This window comes from Vibrio sp. YQ_11, from assembly GCF_043103065.1.
GTDB classification, from domain to species: domain Bacteria; phylum Pseudomonadota; class Gammaproteobacteria; order Enterobacterales; family Vibrionaceae; genus Vibrio; species Vibrio parahaemolyticus.
The window spans coordinates 95,255-120,358 of the sequence record NZ_JBICJM010000007.1; the positions used below are offsets into that span (position 1 = coordinate 95,255).

At 44.4% G+C, this 25,104-nt stretch carries 26 protein-coding genes, 1 tRNA gene and 2 pseudogenes; 15 read left to right on the top strand and 14 right to left on the bottom strand.

Going from position 1 to position 25,104, the window contains the following annotated elements; genetic code table 11:
• Nucleotides 1–57 precede the first annotated feature (57 nt).
• The gene (locus ACF8EG_RS05455; RefSeq protein WP_069507422.1) at nt 58–1,062 is read right to left on the bottom strand and encodes an ornithine carbamoyltransferase; all 1,005 of its coding nucleotides are present in this window, start codon (nt 1,060–1,062) and stop codon (nt 58–60) included.
• 155 nt (nt 1,063–1,217) lie between these two features.
• Nucleotides 1,218–2,441, bottom strand: coding sequence for an arginine deiminase (arcA, locus tag ACF8EG_RS05460; RefSeq protein ID WP_053816443.1), 1,224 nt, complete (start codon nt 2,439–2,441; stop codon nt 1,218–1,220).
• Nucleotides 2,442–3,016: 575 nt separating this feature from the next.
• Between arcA and rraB the strand changes: the two genes are divergently transcribed.
• Together rraB and ACF8EG_RS05470 are read left to right on the top strand one after the other, a co-directional pair.
• Nucleotides 3,017–3,430 (top strand): ribonuclease E inhibitor RraB, encoded by a 414-nt coding sequence (gene rraB, locus ACF8EG_RS05465; RefSeq protein WP_069498171.1) that lies wholly within the window; start codon nt 3,017–3,019, stop codon nt 3,428–3,430.
• A gap of 146 nt (nt 3,431–3,576) precedes the next feature.
• On the top strand, nt 3,577–4,377 hold the full coding sequence (locus ACF8EG_RS05470) for a hypothetical protein (protein ID WP_029801856.1): 801 nt from the start codon (nt 3,577–3,579) through the stop codon (nt 4,375–4,377).
• A 19-nt stretch (nt 4,378–4,396) separates the two neighbouring features.
• On the opposite strand, the gene ACF8EG_RS05475 is transcribed toward ACF8EG_RS05470, so the two are convergent.
• The 5 genes from ACF8EG_RS05475 to pepA form a co-directional block, all read right to left on the bottom strand.
• Nucleotides 4,397–5,302, bottom strand: coding sequence for a bifunctional helix-turn-helix transcriptional regulator/GNAT family N-acetyltransferase (locus tag ACF8EG_RS05475; RefSeq protein WP_025521009.1), 906 nt, complete (start codon nt 5,300–5,302; stop codon nt 4,397–4,399).
• Nucleotides 5,303–5,412: 110 nt separating this feature from the next.
• Entirely contained in the window at nt 5,413–5,817 is a 405-nt protein-coding gene (locus ACF8EG_RS05480; RefSeq protein ID WP_015297309.1) for a DUF2061 domain-containing protein, read from the bottom strand.
• A gap of 212 nt (nt 5,818–6,029) precedes the next feature.
• Nucleotides 6,030–8,888 (bottom strand): valine--tRNA ligase, encoded by a 2,859-nt coding sequence (locus ACF8EG_RS05485; protein WP_005478852.1) that lies wholly within the window; start codon nt 8,886–8,888, stop codon nt 6,030–6,032.
• Between the two features lie 94 nt (nt 8,889–8,982).
• Nucleotides 8,983–9,432 (bottom strand): DNA polymerase III subunit chi, encoded by a 450-nt coding sequence (locus ACF8EG_RS05490; protein ID WP_005497325.1) that lies wholly within the window; start codon nt 9,430–9,432, stop codon nt 8,983–8,985.
• 114 nt (nt 9,433–9,546) lie between these two features.
• Nucleotides 9,547–11,055, bottom strand: coding sequence for a leucyl aminopeptidase (gene pepA, locus ACF8EG_RS05495; RefSeq protein ID WP_005461107.1), 1,509 nt, complete (start codon nt 11,053–11,055; stop codon nt 9,547–9,549).
• A 201-nt stretch (nt 11,056–11,256) separates the two neighbouring features.
• On the opposite strand from pepA, the gene lptF reads away from it, so the two are divergent.
• The gene (lptF, locus tag ACF8EG_RS05500; RefSeq protein WP_005461105.1) at nt 11,257–12,357 is read left to right on the top strand and encodes an LPS export ABC transporter permease LptF; all 1,101 of its coding nucleotides are present in this window, start codon (nt 11,257–11,259) and stop codon (nt 12,355–12,357) included.
• Nucleotides 12,358–12,360: 3 nt separating this feature from the next.
• A complete protein-coding gene (gene lptG / locus ACF8EG_RS05505; protein ID WP_042770996.1) occupies nt 12,361–13,431 on the top strand; it encodes an LPS export ABC transporter permease LptG in 1,071 nt (356 codons plus the stop codon).
• 49 nt (nt 13,432–13,480) lie between these two features.
• Here lptG and ACF8EG_RS05510 read toward each other — a convergent pair whose 3' ends face one another.
• On the bottom strand, nt 13,481–13,960 hold the full coding sequence (locus ACF8EG_RS05510) for an RDD family protein (protein ID WP_005461101.1): 480 nt from the start codon (nt 13,958–13,960) through the stop codon (nt 13,481–13,483).
• Nucleotides 13,961–14,142: 182 nt separating this feature from the next.
• Nucleotides 14,143–15,411 carry a DUF2254 domain-containing protein gene (locus ACF8EG_RS05515; protein ID WP_025505157.1) on the bottom strand — a complete coding sequence of 423 codons (1,269 nt, stop codon included), beginning with the start codon at nt 15,409–15,411 and terminating at the stop codon, nt 14,143–14,145.
• A 303-nt stretch (nt 15,412–15,714) separates the two neighbouring features.
• Between ACF8EG_RS05515 and ACF8EG_RS05520 the strand changes: the two genes are divergently transcribed.
• The 6 genes from ACF8EG_RS05520 (at nt 15,715) to ACF8EG_RS05545 (ending at nt 18,483) form a co-directional block, all read left to right on the top strand.
• Complete coding sequence (locus tag ACF8EG_RS05520; RefSeq protein WP_053320664.1) at nt 15,715–16,380, top strand: SDR family oxidoreductase; 666 nt, start codon at nt 15,715–15,717, stop codon at nt 16,378–16,380.
• A 191-nt stretch (nt 16,381–16,571) separates the two neighbouring features.
• Nucleotides 16,572–16,656: transfer RNA gene (locus tag ACF8EG_RS05525), tRNA-Leu, on the top strand.
• 217 nt (nt 16,657–16,873) lie between these two features.
• Nucleotides 16,874–17,035, top strand: coding sequence for a hypothetical protein (locus tag ACF8EG_RS05530; protein WP_158156911.1), 162 nt, complete (start codon nt 16,874–16,876; stop codon nt 17,033–17,035).
• A gap of 141 nt (nt 17,036–17,176) precedes the next feature.
• Complete coding sequence (locus tag ACF8EG_RS05535; protein WP_023585695.1) at nt 17,177–17,737, top strand: hypothetical protein; 561 nt, start codon at nt 17,177–17,179, stop codon at nt 17,735–17,737.
• 459 nt (nt 17,738–18,196) lie between these two features.
• Nucleotides 18,197–18,343: a hypothetical protein gene (locus ACF8EG_RS05540; protein WP_023585697.1), complete on the top strand. Its 147-nt coding sequence runs from the start codon at nt 18,197–18,199 to the stop codon at nt 18,341–18,343.
• Between the two features lie 2 nt (nt 18,344–18,345).
• Nucleotides 18,346–18,483, top strand: coding sequence for a hypothetical protein (locus ACF8EG_RS05545; RefSeq protein WP_023585698.1), 138 nt, complete (start codon nt 18,346–18,348; stop codon nt 18,481–18,483).
• A 401-nt stretch (nt 18,484–18,884) separates the two neighbouring features.
• Here the strand turns inward: ACF8EG_RS05545 and ACF8EG_RS05550 are convergent, their stop codons facing one another.
• Entirely contained in the window at nt 18,885–19,514 is a 630-nt protein-coding gene (locus tag ACF8EG_RS05550) for a hypothetical protein (protein WP_023585699.1), read from the bottom strand.
• A gap of 423 nt (nt 19,515–19,937) precedes the next feature.
• On the opposite strand from ACF8EG_RS05550, the gene ACF8EG_RS05555 reads away from it, so the two are divergent.
• Nucleotides 19,938–20,138, top strand: a complete 201-nt coding sequence (locus tag ACF8EG_RS05555) for a hypothetical protein (protein WP_023585700.1) — start codon at nt 19,938–19,940, stop codon at nt 20,136–20,138.
• A 59-nt stretch (nt 20,139–20,197) separates the two neighbouring features.
• Here the strand turns inward: ACF8EG_RS05555 and ACF8EG_RS05560 are convergent.
• Together ACF8EG_RS05560 and ACF8EG_RS05565 are read right to left on the bottom strand one after the other, a co-directional pair.
• Nucleotides 20,198–20,284: pseudogene (locus ACF8EG_RS05560) on the bottom strand (IS3 family transposase); the annotation flags it as partial.
• Nucleotides 20,280–20,474 (bottom strand): annotated as a pseudogene (locus ACF8EG_RS05565) (IS630 family transposase); the annotation flags it as partial. The pseudogenes ACF8EG_RS05565 and ACF8EG_RS05560, both read right to left, overlap by 5 nt.
• Before the next feature lie 436 nt (nt 20,475–20,910).
• On the opposite strand from ACF8EG_RS05565, the gene ACF8EG_RS05570 reads away from it, so the two are divergent.
• The 4 genes from ACF8EG_RS05570 (at nt 20,911) to ACF8EG_RS05585 (ending at nt 23,713) form a co-directional block, all read left to right on the top strand.
• Entirely contained in the window at nt 20,911–22,149 is a 1,239-nt protein-coding gene (locus tag ACF8EG_RS05570; RefSeq protein WP_050920397.1) for an integrase family protein, read from the top strand.
• Between the two features lie 101 nt (nt 22,150–22,250).
• Entirely contained in the window at nt 22,251–22,634 is a 384-nt protein-coding gene (locus ACF8EG_RS05575) for a hypothetical protein (protein WP_065274884.1), read from the top strand.
• Nucleotides 22,635–22,678: 44 nt separating this feature from the next.
• On the top strand, nt 22,679–23,179 hold the full coding sequence (locus ACF8EG_RS05580) for a hypothetical protein (RefSeq protein WP_392419350.1): 501 nt from the start codon (nt 22,679–22,681) through the stop codon (nt 23,177–23,179).
• A 102-nt stretch (nt 23,180–23,281) separates the two neighbouring features.
• Nucleotides 23,282–23,713, top strand: a complete 432-nt coding sequence (locus ACF8EG_RS05585; protein ID WP_392419351.1) for a DUF2787 domain-containing protein — start codon at nt 23,282–23,284, stop codon at nt 23,711–23,713.
• A 324-nt stretch (nt 23,714–24,037) separates the two neighbouring features.
• Here ACF8EG_RS05585 and ACF8EG_RS05590 read toward each other — a convergent pair whose 3' ends face one another.
• A complete protein-coding gene (locus tag ACF8EG_RS05590; protein WP_140312948.1) occupies nt 24,038–24,493 on the bottom strand; it encodes a hypothetical protein in 456 nt (151 codons plus the stop codon).
• Between the two features lie 447 nt (nt 24,494–24,940).
• The gene (locus tag ACF8EG_RS05595) at nt 24,941–25,066 is read right to left on the bottom strand and encodes a hypothetical protein (RefSeq protein ID WP_257978702.1); all 126 of its coding nucleotides are present in this window, start codon (nt 25,064–25,066) and stop codon (nt 24,941–24,943) included.
• Nucleotides 25,067–25,104: the final 38 nt, after the last annotated feature.

A 25,104-nucleotide genomic window follows, 5' to 3' on the forward strand; every position in this document is an offset into this window, starting at 1 on the left:
CGCCTAACTTTTGCGAGCGCAAGCGATTACATCATGCTTTTTGCTTTCCAAAAAACACTAACTTCCTAGCGTTGCAACCATAATGGCTTTGATTGTGTGCATGCGGTTTTCTGCTTCATCAAAGACGATAGAGTACTCTGACTCAAACACATCTTCGGTGACTTCTAGGCCTTTCATGCCGTATTTCTCTGCGATTTCTTTACCGACAGTGGTTTCGTCATTATGGAACGCAGGTAGACAATGCATAAATTTCACGTGTGGATTACCCGTCTGCTTGATGACATCCATATTGATTTGATAAGGCGTCATAAGCGCGACACGCTCATCCCATGCTTCTGCTGCTTCACCCATTGAAACCCAAACATCAGTGTAGAGGAAATCACAGCCTTTCACGCCCTCTTCGACGTTTTCCGTCAAGGTGATTTTCGCGCCGGTTTGTTTAGCAATGTCTTGGCAAGTCGCGACAAGATGTTCTTCTGGCCAGAATGCTTTTGGTGCCACTAGGCGAATGTCCATGCCCATTTTCGCTGCGCCAACCATCAATGAGTTACCCATGTTGTTACGAGCGTCGCCAAGGTACGCGAAGGTCATTTCGTGGAGTTGTTTGCCACGACCATGTTCTTGCATGGTAAGGAAATCTGCGAGGATTTGCGTTGGGTGGAACTCGTCAGTTAATCCGTTCCAAACCGGCACGCCCGCATGAGCGCCAAGCTCTTCCATAATGGATTGACCAAAGCCGCGGTATTCGATGCCGTCATACATGCGACCTAAGACGCGCGCGGTATCTTTCATCGATTCTTTATGGCCGATTTGAGATCCTGAAGGACCGATATAGGTGACTTGTGCGCCTTGATCAAAGGCGGCGACTTCAAACGCACATCGGGTTCGAGTAGAAGATTTCTCAAAGATGAGTGCAATGTTTTTACCTTGAAGTGTCTTCTGCTCTGTTCCTGCATATTTTGCTTTTTTTAGCTCTGCAGACAGTTCGAGCAAGAACTGGATTTCTTTGGTTGAGAAATCCAATAGCTTCAAAAAGTTGCGGTTACGTAAATTGAAAGCCATAGCTCGTCCCTTAGTACGTGTGATTGAATTGAGTCATTGCATTAAAACATATAAATGCTTTATTTGTGAATAATTATTTTAAAGTAAAACTAAAAAAGGTTGATGCATTCACATCAACCTTAGTTTTTATTCACTTAATGTAAAAGGTGAATCGGCTATATATCGTCTCGTTCTATTGGACAGCTCATACAGCGAGCACCACCACGACCACGACCCAATTCGTTACCAGGAACTGTCAACACTTGGATGCCAGCTTTGTCGTACTTCTCGTTGGTGTAGACGTTGCGCTCGTAACCAATCACAACGCCTGGTTTCACAGTTAACACGTTGTTCGCGTCATTCCATTGCTCGCGCTCTGCTTCGTAGCTGTCACCGCCTGTGGTGATGATTTTAAGCTGATCAAGACCAAGAGCGGATTCAATCGCGTGTAGGTAGTTGTGTGACGCTTCGACATGCATTTCACCGTCTGTGCCTTTCGGGGTCAGACGCCATGTATCCAGATCCTTGCGCATGATTTCTGGGTAGACTGAGAAAGTATCCACATCCATATGTGTCATGACCGTATCTAAGTGCATACAAGAACGGTGCTTAGGCAGGTCAATGGCGATCACTTCGCTCGCTTGCCCTGCTTTAAACAGGCTTGCCGCTAAGTTTTCTACCCCCTGTGGCGTGGTTCGCTCAGACATGCCAATCAATACCGCGCCTTTACCGATCACCAGTACGTCTCCGCCTTCAACGTTTGCGTTGTCGTAATGCAGATCATCATCACCAAAATATTTAATGAAATTTTGGCCTGCAAAGATCGGGTGCCAGCGATAGATAGCGCGTAAATGGTTTGTTTCGCGTTGGCGCGCAGGCATCATCATTGGGTTGAGTGATACACCGCCATATACCCAGCATGAGGTGTCGCGGGTAAATAGATGGTTTGGCAGTGGTTCGATCACGAAATCCAATGGGCGCTTCATCTTCGGTAGCATCGAAGAAGATTGAATAGGTAACTCAGAATAGGCTAAGCCGCCAAGCAAAATAGTCGCGAGGTGTTCGTCGTCCATTTCCAAAAGATATTGGCGTAAATCGCGAGCGAAGGTTGGCCCGTAGCGGAAGTCAGAAATCTGCGTATTCAACAGCCACTGCTTTGCCTCTGGAACGGCTAGGGTTTCCACCAGTAAATCGTGGAGCAGAAGTACTTCAACATCTTGCTCTCTCAAGGTTCGAGCAAAAGCATCATGCTCTTCACCCGCGGCTTCTACAGCAAGCACGTCATCAAACAATAGCTCATGGCAGTTTGACGGCGTGAGGTGGGTGAGGGCGCGCTCTGGGCGGTTTAAAAGTACTCGTCTAAGTTGACCAACTTCTGATCCAACGTACAGCTTACTCATTTTGCATCCTTACAAATTTTCCAGCCATTAGTTATGACAACCTTACGGCAAAGATGCAAATTCGTTAACTTCGTTTAAATGTTGTGATTGGTTATATTTTTAGTGGTTTTTATTTTAGTTGGCATTTTTGTATTTAATTTTTGGTTTTTAATTCCATATTGCTAGTTTTTAAATGAATGCGTTTTTATTCTTTTTGTATTTTGCAGGAAAGATTACATGCTTAGTGCATAAAACGTGCATTTCTATTCTAAAATATGCAGTTTTTCAGTTTTCTTTATTCGTTATCCTTCCAAATTGGTAGCGTGGCTGTATTCACTCAGGCGTCATAATCACTCAACAAACCATCAAATATCCTACAATGAGCTCAATTAGGATCTTCTGAATATTAAAAAATACCGTTTTTTGTTAACTTTTTGTTTCTTTGTGATAGGTTTTAATATTTGGGCAGAAAGAATCATCGCGGTTTGGCGTTTGTTTGTGGCTTTTCATCGCAATCCATGCCATATTTCACCGGATCAGCATACTCAGTATCGGGTATAGTGTTTCCATCAAGTAACTAATCTGGAGCCAAAAACATGTCTCACGAAGATGAATATCTATCAGTAGAAGAATTAATTGAGATTCAAAAGGAAGAGACTCGCGATATCATTGCAGCATTGCTAGAAGATGGCAGCGATCCAGATTCGCTATACGAAATTGAGCACCACCTTTTTGCTGAAGATTTCGATACGCTAGAAAAAGCGGTTGTTGAAGCGTTCAAAATGGGCTTCGAAGTTCTAGAAGCAGAAGAAACAGAAGACGAAGACGGCAACAAACTGCTGTGTTGTGACGCGACAATGGAATCGGCTCTAAATGCAGAGGCGATTGACGTACAAGTTGAAAAGCTGGTTCACCTAGCTGAAAAATACGACATCATCTACGATGGCTGGGGTACGTACTACGAAGGCGAAGATGCGCTTTACTCTGACGAAGATGATGAAGACGAGTAATTTAATGTTTTCGAAAAACCAGCGTTTATCGCTGGTTTTTTTATGCTTAGAAAATGACAACGCTGGGTAACGATAAACAATTCACGTTGAGTTTATGGGGGATTTCTCCCTATAATGCGTGAAAATTGATCTAGCTCAAGGTAAATATGCAACTCTCACTCGCCGGATTATGGCAAGTCTCTCCACTGACGGACCTTTCTATCCCACAGGATGACATCACTTTCCCTGCTCCTCTGAGTCAGGTGCTGCCCGCTGAACTGACGGAAGCAGCCATTCGCCAACAAGAGTGGCACTTGATGCACGACATTGAGGTGGATGAATCCATGATGGCGTTCCCGGCGGTTGAAATGGTGCTGGGTGGGGTGGACTACCACGCTGAGGTGCGTTTGAATGGCGTTGCATTGTTTGACTGCGATGGCTCTCAGAATGTCTACAAGAAAGACATTCGCCCTTACATGCAAATGGGGCGTAACCGCTTTGAAATCTTGTTCTTAGAGGAAGACGAAGATCTTTTGTTTGATGAAGATAAACCTGAGCTGTGTTCGCTGTCTGATCATGAATATAGAAAAAGCGATGACCGCTTAGGCGTGTGGCAAGTGCCTTACCTGCAGTTTATTCGCAACGTACGTTTAGAGCGTGTCGCGACCGAACAAATCTGGCACCACGGTGGTGGTTGTGAGTTTAAAGTGGATCTTTACTATCAGACTTTTGTGCCGGGTCTGGTCTCGGCATCAGTGAAGTTTGATGGTATGACTTACCATATTCCAATTGATGTGCGCGCCGATCATGCCAGTGCGTTATTTCAGATCGAAGCGCCTAAGTACGCTGATTTGAATAATCCCGATCCGAAAGATCTCTACCAACTTGCGGTGGAATTAGATGGGCAGCGCCAAGCATTTTCAGTTGCGCTTAGCCAAGAGCTTTGCGTTACCCATGTTGTGCTTTAATTCTTAGTAATGCTCTTTATTACAGTGTTTTAAGCATCACTACTTCACATGCATCATGCCCTGTTTGTCCAAGCGGGGCATGTAAATGCTCAAAGCCTAACTTCTCATACAAACCTATCGCTTCTTTTAAGCACTCTGTCGTTTCCAAATAACACTTTTGATAGCCAAGTTGCTTCGCCAGTTGCAAACTCATCGCGACGATACGTTTTGCCAAGCCGTGTCCACGAGTTTGGGGTAAAAAGTACATTTTCTGTAGTTCGCACACGTTAGGTTCGCCTGCTAGTGGAGCAAAACCACCACCACCGACGATGACGCCATTGTGCTCAATCACCCAATAAGCGGCACCTTGTTGGTTATACACAGAATACATGTCATCAAGTGTTGGGTCTGCGACGCCGTATCCTTTGTCTGCGGTTAGACCATATTCCGCGGAAACCTGACGAATCACGTCGGCGACTTGTGGGTTATCGGCCTTGCTGAGTGGGCGAAGAACAAATTGGTTTGCTTGGCATACTTTGGTTAAGCCTTTTAGATACACTTCAAGCCCTTGTTTGAGCTGTTGCTGCTCGTTTTCGTCCAGATGGGATAGCAATGATTCGAAGAAAGTATTTTGTTGTTGGTCGAGTTGAGATAGCGCGTGTTGGCCTTGCTCGGTCAAAGCTATGAACTGGCTGCGCTTGTCTTTTGGATTTTCGATGCTCTCAACCAGGCTCTGCTTGATGAGAGCAGTTACGGTGCGGCTGGCATTGGATTTATCTACGTTAAGCTGCTGCGCCAGTTGATTGATAGTCAGTGGCTGTAATTGGATCTCGCCCAAGGCATGAGCTTGTACTGGGGTGAGGGTAACCTCGCCACATTGTTTATCAAGCATACCTAACAAGCGGACGGTCTGTCGGGAGTAATGTCTGAGCTGACGAGGATTCATCTTAAGTTACCTATAATAAGTTGCGCACCGCAATTAATTTAATTGCGGTGCGCAACATTGTCAATGATGAATCGGTTTGAGCTCGCTGTTGCTTCGGTTTCGACCCGCTCTTAAGCGTGTTTGTGGAAGCAAAAATGCGGCGCTGAGCTCTGATCAGACGATTTACGTAACCAAACTTTTTCGTGGAAGTAGTAGGCTACGGTATTTAATGATGGCTCTAGCATTGCCATAACGCCACCGATAAATGCATCACCCGTTAACAAGTAAACCACCGTAAACGCTACGCTAAAGTGTACCGTTGCGAAACTCGCGGTTTTTAGCTTGGTCATGAATTGACGAGCTTTTAAAGCGGGAACACTTGCCCAAGCTTTTTCATGAAAGTAAAAAGCGACGGTGTTTACTGATGGCTCAATCATGGCAATTAAACTACCAATTAGAATGTCGCCAGTAAGCACGTAAGCGACACTAAATGCGATAGTAAAATGCAGCGTTGCGAATGTTAGTGTCTTTTTCATGATAATTACTCAATCGTGTTTGTTTCGATGAATACATTATCGATAATACTTCTCATTAACGCCAATGGGTGGTGGATATTAATTTGATAGGTAAAAACTATCGATAGGAGGATTTTTACTGAATGGACTGATAAAAAAAAAGGTTGGCCATGATGACCAACCTTTCTGATTTTAAGAGCAGAAGCGTTTCGCTTCTAGTCCAACGCTAACGATTAAAGAGCTGCGATGGTTTTCTTTTGCTCTTCCAGCTTCGCTAGTGTTTCTTTGTAGCCTTCAAGCTTCTCACGCTCTTTAGCAACAACTGCTTCAGGTGCTTTCGCAACGAAGCCTTCGTTACCTAGTTTGCCTTCAATACGCTTGATTTCGCCGTGAGTCTTCTTGATTTCGCCATCTAGACGAGCAAGTTCTGCGTCTTTGTCGATCAGACCCGCCATTGGGATCATCAGCTCAGACTTAGCAACCAATGCTGTCGCACACGCTGGCGTTTCTTCGTCAGCAGCAAGTACGCGTACAGATTCTAGTTTCGCTAGAGACATCAGTACTTGCTTGTTTGCTTCTAGACGAGCTGCGTCTTCTGCGTTTGCTGCTTTCAACATAACGTCAAGCGGCTTACCTGGGTTGATGTCGTATTCAGCACGTAGGTTACGGATGCTGGTAATGAACGCTTTCACCCATTCAATATCGTCTAGCGCTTCTTGGTTGAAGTTTGCTTCGTCGAATTGAGGCAGTGCTTGCAGCATGATTGTCTCGCCTTCTACACCTTCAACTAGTGGCTTGATGCTTTGCCAGATAGTTTCAGTGATGTAAGGAATCACTGGGTGAGCCAGACGTAGCGTCTTCTCAAGAACTGTGATTAGTGTACGGCGAGTACCACGCTGTTGCGCTTCTGTACCTTTCCATAGAACTGGTTTAGTTAGCTCTAGGTACCAGTCACAGAATTGGTTCCAGATGAATTCGTACAGCGTGTTAGACGCCATATCTAGACGGAAGTTGTCGATATGGTTGTTGAACGCTTTCGCCGCTAGTTCAAACTGAGACTCGATCCACTTGTCCGCTAGTGAGTATTCAATCTCACCACCGTTGAAGCCACAATCTTGCTCTTCTGTGTTCATCATTACGTAACGGCTTGCGTTCCATAGTTTGTTACAGAAGTTACGGTAACCTTCAAGGCGCTTCATATCCCAGTTGATATCGCGACCTGTTGATGCCATTGCTGCAAGCGTGAAACGCAGTGCGTCTGTACCGTATGCTTCGATACCGTTTTCAAACGTCTTACGAGTATTCTTCTCGATCTTCTTCGCTAGCTGAGGTTGCATCATGTTGCCAGTGCGCTTCTCTACTAGAGACTCTAGGTCGATACCATCGATCATGTCGATTGGGTCAAGCACGTTACCTTTCGACTTAGACATCTTGTCGCCGTTTTCGTCACGAATTAGGCCGGTAACGTAAACCGTTTTAAATGGTACTTGTGGCTTGCCGTTTTCGTCTTTCACGAAGTGCATGGTCATCATGATCATGCGCGCAACCCAGAAGAAGATGATGTCGAAACCAGTTACCAATACATCTGAAGGGTGGAATACTTTCAGATCGTCAGTTTGCTCTGGCCAACCTTGAGTGCCGAACGTCCATAGTGCAGAAGAGAACCAGGTATCCAGTACGTCTTCGTCTTGGTGCAGTTCAATGACTGACTCTAGGTTGTTGTTCTTGCGAACTTCTTCTTCAGTGCGACCTACGTAAACATTGCCTTGGTTGTCGTACCAAGCAGGGATGCGGTGACCCCACCATAGCTGACGAGAGATACACCAGTCTTGAACGTCACGCATCCAAGAGAAGTACATGTTTTCGTACTGCTTAGGAACGAATTGGATGTCGCCGTTTTCTACTGCTTCAACTGCTGTTTTCGCTAGAGGCGCAGTACGTACGTACCATTGGTCAGTTAGCATTGGTTCGATAACCACGCCACCACGGTCGCCGTAAGGAACTTGTAGATCGTGATCTTTCACTTCTTCAAGCAGGCCTAGCTCGTCAAACTCAGCAACGATAGCTTTACGTGCAGCAAAACGTTCCATGCCGTGGTACTTAGCAGGAAGTTCTGTTGAGTAAGCGTCGCTTGGCTCACCGTTTGTGTTGAATACTTCAGCCGCACCGCGAATGTTTGCGTCGAAAGTTAGAATGTTGATCATTGGTAGCTGGTGGCGCTTACCAACTTCGTAGTCGTTGAAGTCGTGCGCAGGTGTGATTTTCACACAGCCAGTACCTTTTTCCATATCAGCGTGCTCATCGCCCACGATTGGGATGCGACGGTCAACGATAGGAAGGATGATTTCTTTACCGATAAGATCTTTGTAACGTGGATCTTCAGGGTTAACCGCAACACCAGTATCGCCTAGCATGGTCTCTGGACGAGTGGTTGCAACAACGATGTAGTCTTTGCCATCTGCTGTTTTAACGCCATCTGCTAGCGGGTAGCGGAAGTGCCACATGTGGCCTTTAGTGTCTTTGTTCTCTACTTCTAGATCTGAGATAGCGGTGTGTAGCTTTGGATCCCAGTTAACTAGGCGCTTACCGCGGTAGATTAGGTCATCTTCGTATAGACGAACGAAAACTTCTTGAACAGCGTTAGACAGACCATCGTCCATCGTGAAGCGTTCACGATCCCAGTCTACCGATGCGCCAAGACGACGAAGCTGCTTAGTGATTGTGCCGCCTGATTCGCCTTTCCATTCCCAGATTTTGTCGATGAAAGCATCACGACCGTAATCGTGCTTAGTTTTGCCTTCTTCTGCTGCGATCTTACGCTCAACAACCATCTGAGTAGCGATACCTGCGTGGTCAGTACCTACTTGCCAAAGGGTGTTTTTACCCTTCATACGTTCACAACGGATAAGCGTATCCATGATCGTATCTTGGAACGCGTGGCCCATATGTAGGCTACCAGTGACGTTCGGTGGCGGGATCATGATGCTGTATGATTCTTTAGTAGTGTCACCGTGTGGCTTAAAGTAGCCTTTCTCTTCCCAAGTCTGATACAGAGCTTGTTCGATTGAAGTTGGGTTGTATGTCTTTTCCATAGCGCTCTTTAAATGGATACGTTGATGGTTGAATCTTAGTCAATCTCTATAAGTGAACTCTCTAAAGAGAGAGCTTAACTATAAGGATTGACCGCTAAGGATATTGAATTTCGATCGTTTGCAGCTGGTAGCCTGCTTGTCGGTAAATTTTATATCTTTCCCTTGCGAGCTGTTTAGCTTTTTCTTCGCAAGGCACGAAGTCTACCACTTGAGCAAACTTGTTCGCAAAGGTTGTCTCATTTTCCGCCAAATTAATTACCAGTTGACGATTCCAAGATGGTTTCACGCCATCGTGGCCGATTTCAATATTGGTGGCGTATTTCGGTCCTTCGCCAACGAGATTATGTGCCATGAACTGGTCTGCATCAATTTGCCAGAAAGCTTCAGCAAGCTGTTCGGCATGCGGTTTATCTTGGCAGTTTAGGTACACTTTAGCGCCTTGGCGTGCGAAATGCTGCGCCAAAAAAACGATGTACTCTTCAAAGCCAGCCGTCGTTGCTTGCGGGCTCTCTTCGTTAATGATGTAGAAGGTCGCAGTTTGCATCATTCTCTCACTTGCCTTGGTCTCATCCTAAGACCATCTTAAAGCCCATTTTCAATGAAGAAAATCGGGGTAATAAAAAAGGGCCTTGCGGCCCTTTTCGATTTTGTTCAGAAATTACTCTTCTGTCTCTTGGCCGCTGCGGTTCAAAAGGAATTGGACAAGCATTGAGACAGGACGGCCCGTTGAGCCTTTCGCTGCGCCTGACTTCCACGCAGTTCCTGCGATATCAATGTGTGCCCAGTTGTACTTTTTCGCAAACTTAGACAGGAAACAACCCGCAGTGATAGTGCCACCAGGGCGACCACCAATGTTTGCCATATCAGCAAATGGGCTCTTCAACTGTTCGTGGTATTCGTCCGCCATTGGTAGACGCCACGCGCGGTCACTTGATTGCTCAGATGCGTTTACAAGTTCGTGCGCCAGTGGGTTGTGGTTCGATAGAACGCCACTGATGTGGTGGCCAAGTGCGATAACACAAGCGCCTGTTAGTGTTGCTACGTCAACAACACAGTCTGGTTCGAAACGCTCTACGTAGGTCAGTGCATCACACAGAACCAAACGGCCCTCTGCGTCAGTATTTAGTACTTCAACAGTTTGACCTGACATTGTGGTCAGGATGTCACCTGGACGGTAAGCGTTGCTGCCTGGCATGTTTTCACAGCCAGCTAGAACACCAATTACATTGATTGGTAGGTTTAGCTTCGCTAAAGCTTTCATTGTACCGAATACCGATGCCGCACCACACATGTCGTACTTCATCTCATCCATACCTTCGCCCGGTTTCAATGAGATACCGCCTGAATCGAAGGTTAGACCTTTACCTACAAGCACGATAGGTTTTGCATCTGAGTCAGGGTTACCCTTGTACTCGATGATAGACATCATAGATTCGTTCTTCGAACCACGACCTACCGCTAGGTAAGATGTCATGCCCAGTTTTTCCATCTCTTGCTCACCGATGATCTTGGTGGTTACGCTTTCGTAATCGTCCGCTAGACGACGAGCTTGAGAGGCAAGGTAAGCTGGGTTGGCTACGTTTGGTGGCATGTTGCCAAGGTCTTTCGATGCTTTTACACCAGACGCAATGGCTAGACCGTGGGTGATTGCTTTTTCACCTAGGCTCAATTCACGACGCGTTGGTACGTTGAAAACAAGTTTACGCAGTGGGCGGCGAGTTTCAGGTTTAACGCTCTTGAATTGGTTGAATGTGTATAGACCATCTTTCGTCGCTTCTACTGCCTGGCGAACTTTCCAGTAAGTATCGCGACCTTTAACGTGCAGTTCTGTTAGGAAACATACAGCTTCCATTGAACCTGTTTCGTTAAGTGTGCTGATCGTCTTTTGAATGATTTCCTTGTACTGGCGCTCGCCAAGCTCACGTTCCTTACCGCAACCGACAAGTAAAACGCGCTCTGACAAAACACCTGGTACTTGATGCAGTAGCAGCATCTGACCAGGTTTACCCTCTAGATCACCACGGCGAAGTAGTGAACTGATGTAACCGTCACTGATTTTATCAAGTTGCTCGGCTACTGGAGAAAGGCGACGTGGTTCAAACACACCAACAACGATACATGCGCTACGTTGTTTCTCTGGACTGCCACTTTTAACACTGAACTCCATGCGTACTCCTACATCCTGAAGACAAATTGCTCTAAATGTTAGATAATGATCGCTTACTTGTTGAATTTTAGCTCCGAGCTTACATTTAGAGCTGATTTAAGCGACTAACATTTAGTTTATAATTTTTAAAAAAATAAATGGTTCAACGGGAAACTATAGTGATTCGACCAAAAAAACAAGTTTTGTATAGGTAATTTCAGCGTGATTATTGTTAGATATTTGATCCGCGAAACACTCAAGAGTCAATTTGCGATTTTTTTCGTACTTTTTTTGGTGTTTGTGAGCCAGAAGTTCATCAGTGTTCTCGCTGATGCTTCTGACGGGGATATTCCTGCTGGATTGATTTTCTCTATTGTTGGTTTGAACATGCCAGCAATGGGTTTATTGATGCTGCCATTGAGTTTGTACATCGGCATATTGATCACTTTTGGTCGTCTCTATGCAGAAAGCGAAATTGTCGTGATGAATGCGACGGGGATCGGCAACAAGTTCCTAGTGCAAGCTGCACTTTACTTGGCGTTGATCACCTCTGGTGTGGCTGCGTTTAATGCACTTTGGTTATCACCTTGGTCTCAAGACCGAGTGGAACACCTTTACGAACAAGTCGCGGCGGAAAATAGCGTCGACTTACTTAAAAAGGGTCAGTTCCAAGGTACGCCAGACGGTTCATCCGTGGTGTTCATTGACGATATTAAGGACAGCACGCTTAGTAACGTGTTTGTCGCGCAAATGCGTCCACGAGATTCGGTTCTACCTAGCGTGATGTTCTCTTCTTCTGGTGAAGTAAAAGAACTGTCAGATGGCCGTCAGGTTATTACGATGCAAGAAGGTACACGCTATGAAGGTGTGCCAACTCGCGTGGAGTATATGATCACCAAATTTGATGAATATGAAGGGGTGATCGGGCAGCGTGAAGTCAAACAGAAAGGTCGTGACTGGGAAGCTTACCCAACGGCGGATTTGATTGGCCACCCGGATCCTGAAGCGCAAGCGGAGCTGCAATGGCGTATTTCTCTGTTTGTATGTATTCCATTGCTCACGATGCTTGTGATTCCTTTGTCTGCGGTGAACCCTCGTCAAGGGCGCTTTGCCAAAATGGGCCCGGCGATTCTGATTTACTTGGCATACTTCCTTGCGATTAGTGCGACAAAATCGGCATTGGAAGATGGTGCGATTCCTGCGGCGATTGGCATGTGGCCTATTAATGCGATGTTGCTGATTGTCGCGATCATGGCCAATATGATGGACAGTGTTCCAGCTCGACGAATGAAAGAAAAATTCCGTAAGAAGAGGCTCGCGTAAGCTGTGTTCAAAATCTTAGACCTTTACATCGGTAGAACCATCATCTCTACCACAGCCTTGGTTCTGGCAACGTTTGTTGGCCTATCGGGTATCATCAAATACGTGGAACAGCTACGAAAAGTGGGGCGTGGTGTGTATGACCTGACGCACGCTTTGTATTTCGTTTTGTTGAGCGTGCCTCGTGACGTTGAAATGTTTTTCCCAATGGCAGCATTGCTGGGTGCGCTGATTGGTTTGGGTATGCTGGCGTCAAGCTCTGAGCTTGTGGTCATGCAAGCGGCGGGTTTCTCCAAGCTGGATATCGGTTTGTCCGTGCTAAAAACGGCCGTTCCATTGATGTTTATCGTGATGACTTTAGGCCAATGGGGTGCTCCAGAAGCTCAGAAAATGGCGCGTGATTTGCGATCTTTTGCATTGTCTGGCGGCAGCATCGTTTCGGTTCGTGCTGGGGTTTGGGCTCGTGATGCCAACGACTTCATCTTCATCGGTAAAGTGGAAGATGACAAGTTGTATGCGTTGAACATGTGGCGCTTTGATGATGACAAGAACTTAGAAAAAGTTATCTTCGCTGAAGAAGTGGATTACCAACAAGATAACAATTGGTTGATGCGTGACGTGCAAATCACCAACATGCAAGACGAAAACGTGATTTCCAAACAAGAGATGGATCAAATGGAATGGCACACGTCGTTGGCTCCTGACAAGCTAGCCGTGGTGACAGTAAAACCAGAAGAGCTCTCTCTGAGCGGCTTATATGATTACGTGACGTATTTGAAAGCATCAGAGCAAGATGCTTCACGTTACGAACTCGCATTTTGGCGTAAGTTGACGCAGCCTTTGTCGATTGCCGTAATGATGTTGATGGCATTGTCTTTCGTCTTTGGTCCGCTGCGAAGCGTAACAATGGGGGCGAGAGTTTTATCTGGCGTTGTGGCTGGTTTCACTTTCTATATCTCCAGCGAGTTCTTCGGGCCATTGACTCTGGTGTATGGCATACCGCCGATATTTGGTGCCTTAGCCCCGAGCTTAGCGTTTTTGGCGATTGCGGTGGCGTTGCTAAGAAGAAAGCTATAATCAAAGAAAAAGGAAGGCGCTATGCCTTCCTTTTTTGTTTCTAGGCGATTTATTTTGCTTTTGGCAAAACCACCACTTCAGTTTTTGCCCAGATATCGTGGAAACCACGTTTTTGCGGGTCAATTGGCACGGTTAAGTTCGCAAGACCAAAGCCTGATGTCGCAAGGCGGATTAATGCTTGAGTCGCCGTAATTGGAGCGCCGTCTTTCGCGTTTCGAATTTGCATTTTCCAAGCGCGCATGCCTAGGGTTTGACCTGCTCGCGTCCAGAAAAAGACGAAGAAGTAAATCCAGACTACCGCCAGATAAAGTGTGAATATCGGACTCAACACCGGGTGTTTCCCTAACATATCTGCGGCATCCACATATTCTCCGTAGCTCAGCAAGCCTGCTGCATTCAAAGCAAACACCACTGCTATTACGACACCCGCCGCCATCATCTCAATGGCTAAGACAATTAGAGTGTCATAAAACAAAGCGGCCAATCGACGGAAAAATCCCGCTGGTGGAAGAGTTGTAGAAGTAGTCATAATTCCATCACTTACCTTAAAAATTGTGCGTCAGGATATAGATTCCGCCAGTCTGTGAAAAGAGAGCTGACGCACAGACTCTCCAATTACGACCAAATCTAAGAGACTTTTCACGAAGGATGATGGCTGCGCATACGCATGTTTGAGGCGTATGCTTAAAACGATGCTGATTGAATGAATCGTCAACACCGTGTTTTTGGGTCAGTTACCTGGTTCGAAAGTTGCGCAAGTTGATGCTTTTCATCTTCAGTAAAATGTTGGGTCAACGCGAGTTCTAATGCTTTCTCTGAAAGCTTGGTTGCTGGAGCGCTAAACAGCTTGGGATACATACTAGACAGGGCTAGTAATGCCTTTTGCAGGCGAACCTGAACTTGCAGTTGAGCTGCCCCATCATGCGCTATCGGCAAAAAGACATCATCGAATAAATCTTGGCAGTTTAACGAGGGCACAAACAATCTTGGGAAGCGAGTTTTGGTCGGCTGTTGGCTAATAAGTTCTCCCCAAAGTGAAAGCGCCCGAATCGAACGTCCCAGAACATCAATCGCAGTACCATTATCATTAACGGCAGGAGAGAGGGCCCTAGAGGCTATTTCTGCAAGTACAACTAAGCCAAAGCGAGGATCTTGGTCATAGGATCGCTCAGTTCGGATCGTGAACGCTGCCGTTACCTCACTTTCTTCTGTTAATTCGCCACAGACCCAAGCCAATGGTTGACCAAGATAAACAAAACTCCCTGGCTGCCTCTCAATATAGATAGTGGATTGAGAGGCTTTAGCAACACTATCTAGGTGGTGCATATCAATATGTTGTAAGTAACCAATTTCTTTGCTGACAATCGGTTTGCTTCCTCTCGGTTTGTGCTCTGGATGACTCCAAGGAAATGCACCCAGCCAAGGCTCACAGCCTCGTTTTCGAATCGCACTTAATAGCGCTTGTTCCACATTTGAGGTGGTTTCCGAGACTCTACCAAGTACAGATAGGTGCTGAATCCAGCGAAGTAGAGTCAGGATGATCATAATGATCACCACCATGGTTACGATGAACAAATAGATCTGTGCCTGCTCGTGATAGGCGCCAATACCAAGTGCGATGATGCCTACCAAACTAAACAAGAATGAGCCAAGAAAAGTCGCCAGAGCATTTTGCGTTGTGCTGTCTTCCATCAATAGCTTAGTAGCTCTAGGAGTGACCCCTGCACTGGCCGCGCTGTACGCTGAAACCATAATGTTGAGTGAAAACGTCGTCACCGCCAGCATCGACGTCGCGAGAATATTCAATATGTTATTCAGCAGCTCATTACTGACATTGATGGTGGGAGGCAGGGTAATGAATTTATTTAAAACAATAGAGATCAGGGCGGTTACAACAGCAAGTAAGGCGAAAAGTGATGTACGAACCCACAGTTTACGTGTCATTTGTTTAAGCAGCCACTGCCATTTGGAGCCGGTCATTCTCATGTGCCTCTTATCTTTAGTGAGAAAGTCGATAGGAAATTCAAAACGTTATTCTTTGTTTAAGCATAGGTGAAATTTCCGGTTTCTCTTTGTGCTTGATGGGCTTCGTGATCAAGGTACAGGTATCCGAACCATTGGATAGTTTTGAAAACTATTGGGCATATTTAGAAGTTAACGAGCGTTAAAATCAGAAAGTCATGCTGCTTCAAAGAATGGCGTTCGTAAGATGTGAATCAGCCTATATTCCGTTACCTTAATTGGTACACACATTAGAAAGCATTTTTACGAACGAGGTAGAAAATGATTGTAATCACAGGTGCAAGTAGCGGCTTAGGGGCGGAGTTGGCCAAGCTTTATGATGCGGAAGGGAAAGCCACTTATCTGACTGGACGAAGTGAGAGTAAGCTCTCTACAGTCACAAACCGCTTATCGAACAATGTTGGCTATCGAGCTTGTGATCTCGCATCCCATCAAGAAGTGGAACAATTGTTTGAACAGTTAGATTCTATTCCGAGCACGGTGGTTCACAGTGCAGGCAGTGGGTACTTTGGGTTGTTAGAAGAGCAAGATCCAGAGCAGATTCAAACCTTAATAGAGAATAATCTCAGCTCAGCGATTAACGTGCTTCGTGAGTTGGTTAAGCGATACAAGGATCAGCCTGTTAATATAGTGATGATCATGTCTACTGCGGCTCAGCAGCCCAAAGCTCAAGAATCCACATACTGTGCTGTGAAATGGGCAGTCAAAGGATTGATTGAATCGGTTCGTCTGGAGCTGAAAGGTAAGCCAATGAAGATTATTGCCGTGTATCCGGGAGGAATGGCGACGGAGTTTTGGGAAACCAGTGGTAAGAGCTTGGATACGAGTAGCTTTATGAGTGCAGAAGATGCAGCATTAATGATACATGGTGCGCTAGCTAACATTGGCAACGGCTACGTTTCTGATATTACAGTGAATCGACAGTAAATCTTTTCTGAACGAGAGAGAATTTTGCGCGATTTTTTGTGAAGATGAATTTGATTTTCTTCTCTGAGCTTAGCTTTGTCACACTTTGTGGCGAAATTATCAGCAAACGATAGTTATTTAAGGTTTTTCTGCTTGCGCAGGTCAAAAGCTTACGTATAATGCCAACCATCAAAGGGCAATAGCCCAGAGATGCCGGTGTGGTGAAATTGGTATACACGACGGATTCAAAATCCGTTGCCTTCGGGCGTGGCGGTTCAAGTCCGCCCACCGGTACCATACATAGAAAGGTCGCTTTTATAGCGGCCTTTCGTCGTTTTAGGTGTTTGAAAATGTTCTAGTTTTCAGTTGCTTACCTCAAAACTCCTTTCCTGTTGTCATCTCTTTTTTCGCTCCAATAAGCTCTCTTTATCCGCCTTAAAATTTCTCCCATGGTCCATATATGGTTCATCGCATGACGATTCTGTGCGCAAGGGAATCCTAGTAAATCCAACAAATGCAAACTTCTGTAATCTCGCAAGCCAGTATTATCAAGGGCTTCGAGCGAGAAGAGCCATGGTACGACCATGGTGACTTTACGGTGCTATGCGGTTTTGGTTTTGCCCTTATGGAACAACGGATCGTTTCGATGGATAGTCGAAAAGCCAGTTTGAGTTAGGCGGTTTTGCGGTGTGTGTTGGAAGCGCGTTGGGGTAATACACCTACAATCAATCACACAGATGAATTAACTCCAAGTTGATATCGATATGCAACTGTGTAATCTTCTTTATAGTGGTGAACAAATGGAGCTTGGCCAACTATGAAGATGATTTTCGTCGATGCTGAAAATGTAGGACTGAAGGAGCTAGAAAAAATTAATGCTTCGGTCGTTGATAAAGTCTTTGTTTTTTCTAAGTCAGATTCAGTCAAGCTTGTTTGTGAAAAGTCGTTGTATCTGTTCTTATCTGACTATCCGACAGGTCAGAACCAAGCCGATTTCTATATCATTGCATATCTGTCTAGGGTGCTACTTGCTTTAGATAAAAAGCAGTTGGGCTCTGTTCATTTTGAGCTATACAGTAACGATGAAAGTTTGATTTCAGCATTTGAGTTTCAGTGCAAGCAATTAGGCGCACCTTGTCAAAGCATCAGAACTAGAGACAACACCGTTGTTCCAATTATTAAGTCACAACAGACACCCCAAAAATCCCCTGAAGACAAGCTTCTTCATGCTTTGAAGTCTCCTCGTGCTTTAGATCCTAGCTTTCAAAAGCAGCTAGGGCTGTCAAAGTCAGATTTTACCAAGGCAATCAATGAGCTTTCCAAAAATAACCAAATCAAGCGTAGTCCTCAGTCCAAGAAAAAATGGGTTAGGTGTTAGTCGGCTGACTTACCGACCTCATTAAAGAGTAATAAATGGCGGTATTCTCCATCGCTACTACTAACCATCAGGGTATGAATATCGCTGCTCTAAGCTTGCTGAGTGATGATCTCGGTACTCTCTGATGAGTTGCGTGCGAGATTAGTGTTGATGTGGCTTGATAGATGAGGTCTAGATCTTGGATGGGATTTTTATATTTAATATATAATAACCAGTACAACAGCTTGCCATAGGCTGCTGTTGTACTGGTTATTATTAATACTATGTTAGTGGCTCTGGTGGCGAAATCTGTAGGTAATACAGTGGTAGTTTCCATTTTAAGCTATGACATTTTCCACTCATTCGTCCAAAATCACTGAATATCACTAAGAATCACTGAACAATCACCGTCCCATCATCGTCGCTACTAAACCACCTCTCATACAATGTCATCGTTCATTCAACAAAGGAGATAGAACGATGAGCAACAAACAGAACAACCATAAAGCAAATCAAGCTAACAGCAACAAAGGTACATCTGGACATAACACCACGTACCAAAAGGCTCAAGATAATCGAGCAAATCAACTAAACCCAAACAACTCACGTTATCAAGGAAAGAAATAATTATGATGGATCCTTCAGATATGTCACAAGACGAGCTAGACCTGTGGTCTGATATTAATAACCCTAATAATGATTCTGATATGGATGACTGGGCGGATGCTCACAATCCAAATAATGATGACTACTTAGGGGATGACTAAGTCTAAAGCCGATGGTTTAATGCCATCGGCTTTCTATTAAATAACAGTTGGTTAGCATGACAAAAGTGACGGTAAAAAATACAAATATACAAGGCAGTTGTTGAAAATTGCTAAGCAATTAGCTGCCCCCCCACATTTAGGGCAGTTATATGCAGAAGTACTAACTTCTGTATAGCATTCAGGACATTTGATCAGAGCCATAGCTACCACCTTATACTAGGTGTGTTATTGAAATTAGGCCAAAGACTAACCTATACAATTGTTGAAAATTGAAGCTCTAGCAAAAAGTTTCTATTGATTTCTTTGACACTTAACCTTCAGCTCAATAAAACTCTTTGTCCCTCACATTCTGCAAGTAGCGATAAATGTCAATATGTAAACAAACGCAGTGCTAGAACTACCTAGTCCTCAAGCTCATATTCGTTCAACATTTCTTCAAAAACTCTTATAACATACCCATCCATAATGAGCTTATCGCGCAATGATGTATAGTAGGATTCATCCGACAATTCATCTACAGAAACAATAGCAGTACCCAACGGTGGGTTTGACTTGAATGTAGTCTTGGTTGGCTGAGGCAACTCATCACAAAAGATAGTGCATTGAGTCTCAAGTGGCTTATCAGTTTTAATTAGTACATACCCATCTGCTTCTAAATTGGTTTGCGCTTGCAGGCGGTTTACACTCCAATTGATGTAGTAGTTTTTAGTATCAGATGACACACTCAAGTCTGGTAGATTATTAAGACTATGAATACCTTTAATTTTTAATCTATCGTAAGGTTCGTATTCTGCTTTAGGCTCTTCTGGATACTTATTCTTGGGTACGTGAAGTGATGACCCTTTGTGGCGTGGAATTATTAGCTCTACAGACACGCCATTTGCCAAGATACTACTATCGTTAAATATGGTTAGGTAAAGAATCTCTGCACCAGCCCACTCTCTGAGCACATCGGCTCGCTCTCGGTATAAATCTTTATTAAGCTGTTTTCCAGTATTCTCCCCATGCTCCCACGGGGCGGATACGCTCAATATCGCCAATAGACAAGAAATTGCAGAAAATATTTAGCCTAGCCTGTGTAAAAATCCTACATAAATCTACCTTCAACCTACCGCTGCCAACTTTATCCAACCGCCTATTTAACATTAAATTATGCGGCAAAGATCACATCAAAAAACAAAAACTTGAAGTAATGTCATGCATATAACCAAGTTTCATATCAATTTGGGTATGAATAAAATATTGTCCGTTCGTCAGTAGGCTAATTTATATGCAACTTTATGGGGTGTGCCCTTCGTGTAATAAGAGTACGGTGTTTAATCGAATACACCGCTCATTCATAGAAAAAGTATTCCGCAAAAAATACTTCAAATATGAGTGTGTAAATTGTTCAGCAGAAGTTTTTTCTCATCAAACTCAAATAGATATAGTTCTTCATCGAAATGGGAGATTAAATGAACAATGACATCAGATCTATGGATCAAGCTGATGGTTTGCGTCGTCTTGCGAAACCTCCAACTGGCTTAGATAAATTGAAGGCTCTACAGGTCGAATTACGCAGTGCCATCATCGCAGGGAAATACAAAGATGCAGACAGACTAATGGCGTTGCTAGATAAAGCTCAAAAAGAGCTAGAAGAAACACATTGGAGGTAAACTGTCTTTCGATCTGGTAAGCAAAACTCTGATCTGCTCCAGCTAGACTGGACACTTCATTAAGCGACATTTTGCTGTTCAAAGTTAACTGGGCTTAGATACCCAAGAGCACTGTGCCTTCTCGTCCGATTATATACTCGCTCAACTTGAAGATGCAGGTTTCAAAATCTGAAAATTATCCGTAATTCGGGATACCAGTGAGCCTGCAACTTCTGGCAACGTTACATTGAAAAATTCATTAATAGCCGTTGTAAATTCAGCCTTCGAGGAGAAGTAAATATTGTTCCTCGCATGCTCATTCATCACTTTCCATAACCGCTCGATTGGATTTAAATTTGCCTTCCCATTTTTTTAATCTCAAGCATACTTCACCGATGAGATTTTCTTTTTATCAAAAGCTAATGAAACTTGGTTTGCATAGCGATCTGTTGCCGTTTTAAGATGTAGCCGAAAACCCAATAGCCAAAGAGGGGCTTAATCCTCAAAGCAGAACTGGATGTCAGTTCAACAACAAGTACCTTTCATCATGAGCACCACCTTAGCTTTAAAGTTGAGGTCGTGTATAGGTATTCGGATAACCTTGTAACCTGTCACTGACTAAGTGAAAACGCTGAGGCAAGTAGCTGAAACGGTTCAAGGTTTATTAGGGATAGGGGTGGGTAAAGCCGAACCATATAACTTCATGTTGTATCGTTCGGCTTTTATTTAGCTGTAACAAACACCCATTCAAACACATATTAACTAATTGAATATCTAGTTAATGGAGGTTTGAATGAGTAAATCACAGCGACTCACCACCACTTTCCTCAACAACCTTAAACCCAACCCTAGAACTGCAAAATCCGCTGATTACGAAGTCAATTTATCTGCTATGAGAGATAGTGGCTTACCTACTGGCGTACGTTGCTTAGTGGGTAAATCTGGCGGGAAACGCTTCTTGCTTAGGTATATTAGCCCTCAGGTTCCGGGTAAAAAATCTGCGATTGGTCTTGGCCGTCACCCTGAGACAGATCTTGTAACCTTGAGAAAGATCGCTAAGGAATACCGCCAGAAGATCCTGGAAGGCATTGATCCCAAGCTTGAGCGTGACAATCAGACTACCGAGAAGACGATGACTCTGGAACGGTTCTTTGATGAAGTTTACCTGCCATTGGCTAAACAGAAACGCAGTTGGAAAGATGATGTAGCGCGATTTCGTTTAGCAAAGTCAATACATCACATATCAATTCACGACCTAACTGCCGCCGATATCATCAAAGTCCAAATGGAGATGCAGAATGCCGTTACGATTAAAGGCAAGCCTTATGCTCCTGCTTCGATTAATCGCGTTTTGGCTCTATTGAAAACGATCAATCGTCAAGCATACAAGTTGATGGACGCGCCGCTCATTGCTGACAAGGTGAGCTTGTTGAAAGAAGATAACGTGCGAACTGGGTACTTGTCCGAATCACAGCTAAAGGAGTTTATAGGTCACGCTCTGAACCATGAAGACAAAAGTATTGGCGCGTACCTAGCTTTGTTGTTTTTGACTGGCGCGAGGGATAAGGAACTGCGTTTGCGCTTGAAATCCGATGTGAATTGGGAGGAGAAAACACTCACTATTCCACATACGAAAAACGGTACTAGTCACGTTTTATTCCTAAGTGACTACATGCTTGATATTTTGAGGTCGGTGCCTCATGTGGCGAATAATCCGTATCTCTTTCCTGGACGCAAAAAGGGTAAACCAGTAGGGCAACCTAGGCATGCTTTCAAGGCTATCAAAGCTAAGATGGGACTGCCCGACATACCCGGTGATAAAGCGAATCTAACCCTGCACAGTGCTCGCCATACAGTTGGGTCGCTTTTGGCGTCACAAGGAGTCTCGTTACACGACATAGCCAAGCAGTTGAATCACGCTGACCTTTCATCAACAAGGCGCTACTCAAAATTGACTGTAGGGCGTCGGAGGGAGATTGGCTCTCGTTTGTCGGATATGGTGACTGCGAAGCCAGAGATACTTTGGGAATGAAGAAGTTACGTTTAACCAGTTAATTTAGAAATACATTAGAAAGGCCCCTGTTTAGCGATGAGCTAAACAGGGGCTTTTTCATTATTAGAAGGAAATTCACGATGAAAACAGTAAACAAGTTTGAAGACATTCAATCATTGACAATGCCTGATGGCGTGAAAGCAAAACTGCTAGAGCACCTGATAGAACCATTCGGTGATGAAGAAAGCACAAAAACGTTTTGGGATGAGGTCGGTACGACCTTGTACTTGATTGAGGAAGGGGATACCAACGAAACCTTGAGTGAAGAATCTGAGGAAGATCTGCACTTCCTTCGCTTTGTTACTAACTACCCTGAATGGGTGCTGTTGTTAAACGATGATGACTGTCCTTGGTTGCTGGCGGTCGCCATAGTGACCATGGAAGGCTCTGGCGTGTACTGCTGTGCTCCTATGAACAGTCCCACGTTCCCTGTCGTGATGTTAGCAGACCAAACTGAATCTTAAAACCAAATTAAACCTGAACAATTCCATCTTAAAGGAGGTGTCCTATGGCACGTAAATCAAACCAACAACAAGAAACTGTTCAACCTGAAATCGTAGAGGGCAATGAACAAGTCACGGTCACTGACGATCAACCAGTAGACCATTTCACTCATATCGTGCGCGAGGGTAAAGCGAGAAAGTTATCACCGAAAACCGAGAATCATTTGTTCTATGAAATAGCTATTCATCAAGGGGAGAAGGAACTTTATATCCGTATATCGGGTAATCAAGGGGGTGGTCTTTATTGTCGAAACTGGATCCCACTTAAAGATATCATCGCTGTTCTGGATGTGCAGGGTGATAAGCCGTTTAAGAGCTCTGTGCTGAAGTGTGTGTTTTCTGGACAGTCAGCGAACAACGCGGGTTTTATGGCAGCTTGTTGTAGGGGGCTTGGTCTTATCATCCAGTCGGAGAAATCAGTGTTTCTCCACGTTCTAGCGCCTGACTACGAGCAACGTCGAGATGAAATTCTCTCTCTAGTTGACGCTGAAACCAAAGCGAAATAACCCCCCAAAAAGCACATCGATTCTTACCACCAAGTCAATTCTGGCTTTCATATCGAGCACTTAACAAGAGTGCATTCCTAACAAACTAAAAGAGATTTTATTATGAACTTAACTTTTGACGTTGAGCGATTACTGCTGCCTGTCAGTGTCGATCTTCAAGATGCTTTAAACCGAGTGATCAGCGAATCAGGCAAATGGACACCCATGATCCAATCGGTGGTGATCAACTTCCGAGATTCATCCTATAGTTCGGAAAACGGCGGTTGGCACCCTGTTGAAATAAGGCTTGTTCGCCTCTACGACCAGTGGATCTTTGATTACATCACTGACTTTACGTATTGCGGTGGTCCTTATCCCGAACTGGTTAAAGAGGTGGACTTTAACTTCTCATCTGGAACAGCAAGTTTTTCCTATGTTCCGGAACTGCCGATAACAAGTAGTGAGGTAATGGAGTTCTACTCGATGTGGGAATCCAACTTTCTCAGCTACGTCGAAATGGGCGTGTTCGATGAGATAAAAGTCACTGTGGATTAGTCCATCGGCAACAAACCAAGTAGAAAGCACCATGTATGTACCATAAAATAGTCGACTCACTTCCTAGTGAAACTAAGGCTTCCCATTGCTCCATGTTAATCATGGTGTGATGGGAAGCCTTTTTCATTGGGGCAAGTTTTAGCAACGTTTACCCAATCCGTTGCCTTCGGGATTCAGAGGGGATGAAGTTGCTGGATTGCAATGAACGGTGAAAACACCATGGAAGGGAGCGTTAATTTTAACGAGTTTGGTTGGTTTACACTGGTGTTTTGTTATTAAATGCTCCCATTGCTATGTCGAAGCAATGGGAGCAGTAAGGGGTGATTAAGAAGCGAGCTCAATCAAAATTTTCTGAGCTTGTTGCTGTTTAGCATCGAGACTTGACGGTAAAGCGAATTTCTGGATATTGGGTAGCGTGTTTAAGTATTGGAAAAAGCTTTTAGTCGTCATTGGTTGTACCGATTCGAAGTACTCCTCTTCATCATCACCGAAAGAAAATTCTGAGCAGTACATAACGAGATCTTCTTTCTCGTAGATCAATGCGATAGAGCGGGAATGTTCATTGTCACTATACGCTAGGAACTCAACATAAAGCACTTCTTGCCCTTCGACATTCGACAAGAATTCGGCCCCAGCTTGAATGGTGTAATGATCCTCGTCTACGTCCATTGTCATGATCGTCACAACAGCTTCGTGAGCGTGTACGGCAGCAGCACATTTTGCAATCTTCTCACTGTTACAACCGTTGCGTAACCAATCTTCTTTATTAAAGTGAGTCATTATTGATATTTCCTGATTATCTTATGAGTAAATCAGTGTTGTTGGTATGAGTTGACTCTATTGCAAGGGGATAGTTGCTTAAGGAAGCGAGGTGATTGATCTTTATCAAATCATCCGTGATTATTTTTACCGAATAAGCACATTAGCTCCCATTGCTATGTCGAAGCAATGGGAGCTAATGTTTAGGTTTTGCTATGGCGCGTAACGAATAGGGGTATTGAGAACGAGTTTCTATGAGATTTTCCATAGTCATCTGTTCTAATTACAGCGCCAAGAGCGCCCCTTAATTCAATGTTTACAGGTCGGTGCGAAAACTTGGACATTTTCATCGTTGCCATGCGCTGTAAGCGGTAATCCACGATTCTCACACATTAGTCTCAAACCCGTTGAGTTAAAAAGGAACTTGTCGCCGGAATCTATAGTGACAAGTTCAATTCATGGCTCTGTTTATCCAGTCATCATACCCAGTAGATAGCCAACGGCGGTGAAGCTTAACAAGTTAGCGATATCAACTAGGTAAAAATACGGACTGGACTGAGTGACTTGGAGCAGAGTTCGTGCATCAGACATCATGGTTATACCCCTATTAAAATTTTACCTTCTTCGAAGTT

Excerpts from the sequence above, each read along its gene's own strand:
- ACF8EG_RS05490 (WP_005497325.1), bottom strand. The coding sequence starts at position 9,432 with ATGCAAACTGCGACCTTCTACATCATTAACGAAGAGAGCCCGCAAGCA.
- ACF8EG_RS05585 (WP_392419351.1), top strand. The coding sequence starts at position 23,282 with ATGAACTTAACTTTTGACGTTGAGCGATTACTGCTGCCTGTCAGTGTC.
- rraB (WP_069498171.1), top strand. The coding sequence starts at position 3,017 with ATGTCTCACGAAGATGAATATCTATCAGTAGAAGAATTAATTGAGATT.
- ACF8EG_RS05475 (WP_025521009.1), bottom strand. The coding sequence starts at position 5,302 with ATGAATCCTCGTCAGCTCAGACATTACTCCCGACAGACCGTCCGCTTG.
- ACF8EG_RS05575 (WP_065274884.1), top strand. The coding sequence starts at position 22,251 with ATGAAAACAGTAAACAAGTTTGAAGACATTCAATCATTGACAATGCCT.
- ACF8EG_RS05545 (WP_023585698.1), top strand. The coding sequence starts at position 18,346 with ATGATGGATCCTTCAGATATGTCACAAGACGAGCTAGACCTGTGGTCT.
- ACF8EG_RS05540 (WP_023585697.1), top strand. The coding sequence starts at position 18,197 with ATGAGCAACAAACAGAACAACCATAAAGCAAATCAAGCTAACAGCAAC.
- pepA (WP_005461107.1), bottom strand. The coding sequence starts at position 11,055 with ATGGAGTTCAGTGTTAAAAGTGGCAGTCCAGAGAAACAACGTAGCGCA.
- ACF8EG_RS05570 (WP_050920397.1), top strand. The coding sequence starts at position 20,911 with ATGAGTAAATCACAGCGACTCACCACCACTTTCCTCAACAACCTTAAA.
- ACF8EG_RS05520 (WP_053320664.1), top strand. The coding sequence starts at position 15,715 with ATGATTGTAATCACAGGTGCAAGTAGCGGCTTAGGGGCGGAGTTGGCC.
- ACF8EG_RS05580 (WP_392419350.1), top strand. The coding sequence starts at position 22,679 with ATGGCACGTAAATCAAACCAACAACAAGAAACTGTTCAACCTGAAATC.
- ACF8EG_RS05470 (WP_029801856.1), top strand. The coding sequence starts at position 3,577 with ATGCAACTCTCACTCGCCGGATTATGGCAAGTCTCTCCACTGACGGAC.
- ACF8EG_RS05530 (WP_158156911.1), top strand. The coding sequence starts at position 16,874 with ATGCAAACTTCTGTAATCTCGCAAGCCAGTATTATCAAGGGCTTCGAG.
- arcA (WP_053816443.1), bottom strand. The coding sequence starts at position 2,441 with ATGAGTAAGCTGTACGTTGGATCAGAAGTTGGTCAACTTAGACGAGTA.
- ACF8EG_RS05510 (WP_005461101.1), bottom strand. The coding sequence starts at position 13,960 with ATGACTACTTCTACAACTCTTCCACCAGCGGGATTTTTCCGTCGATTG.
- ACF8EG_RS05485 (WP_005478852.1), bottom strand. The coding sequence starts at position 8,888 with ATGGAAAAGACATACAACCCAACTTCAATCGAACAAGCTCTGTATCAG.
- ACF8EG_RS05555 (WP_023585700.1), top strand. The coding sequence starts at position 19,938 with ATGAACAATGACATCAGATCTATGGATCAAGCTGATGGTTTGCGTCGT.
- ACF8EG_RS05515 (WP_025505157.1), bottom strand. The coding sequence starts at position 15,411 with ATGACCGGCTCCAAATGGCAGTGGCTGCTTAAACAAATGACACGTAAA.
- ACF8EG_RS05455 (WP_069507422.1), bottom strand. The coding sequence starts at position 1,062 with ATGGCTTTCAATTTACGTAACCGCAACTTTTTGAAGCTATTGGATTTC.
- ACF8EG_RS05480 (WP_015297309.1), bottom strand. The coding sequence starts at position 5,817 with ATGAAAAAGACACTAACATTCGCAACGCTGCATTTTACTATCGCATTT.
- ACF8EG_RS05595 (WP_257978702.1), bottom strand. The coding sequence starts at position 25,066 with ATGATGTCTGATGCACGAACTCTGCTCCAAGTCACTCAGTCCAGTCCG.
- ACF8EG_RS05590 (WP_140312948.1), bottom strand. The coding sequence starts at position 24,493 with ATGACTCACTTTAATAAAGAAGATTGGTTACGCAACGGTTGTAACAGT.
- ACF8EG_RS05535 (WP_023585695.1), top strand. The coding sequence starts at position 17,177 with ATGAAGATGATTTTCGTCGATGCTGAAAATGTAGGACTGAAGGAGCTA.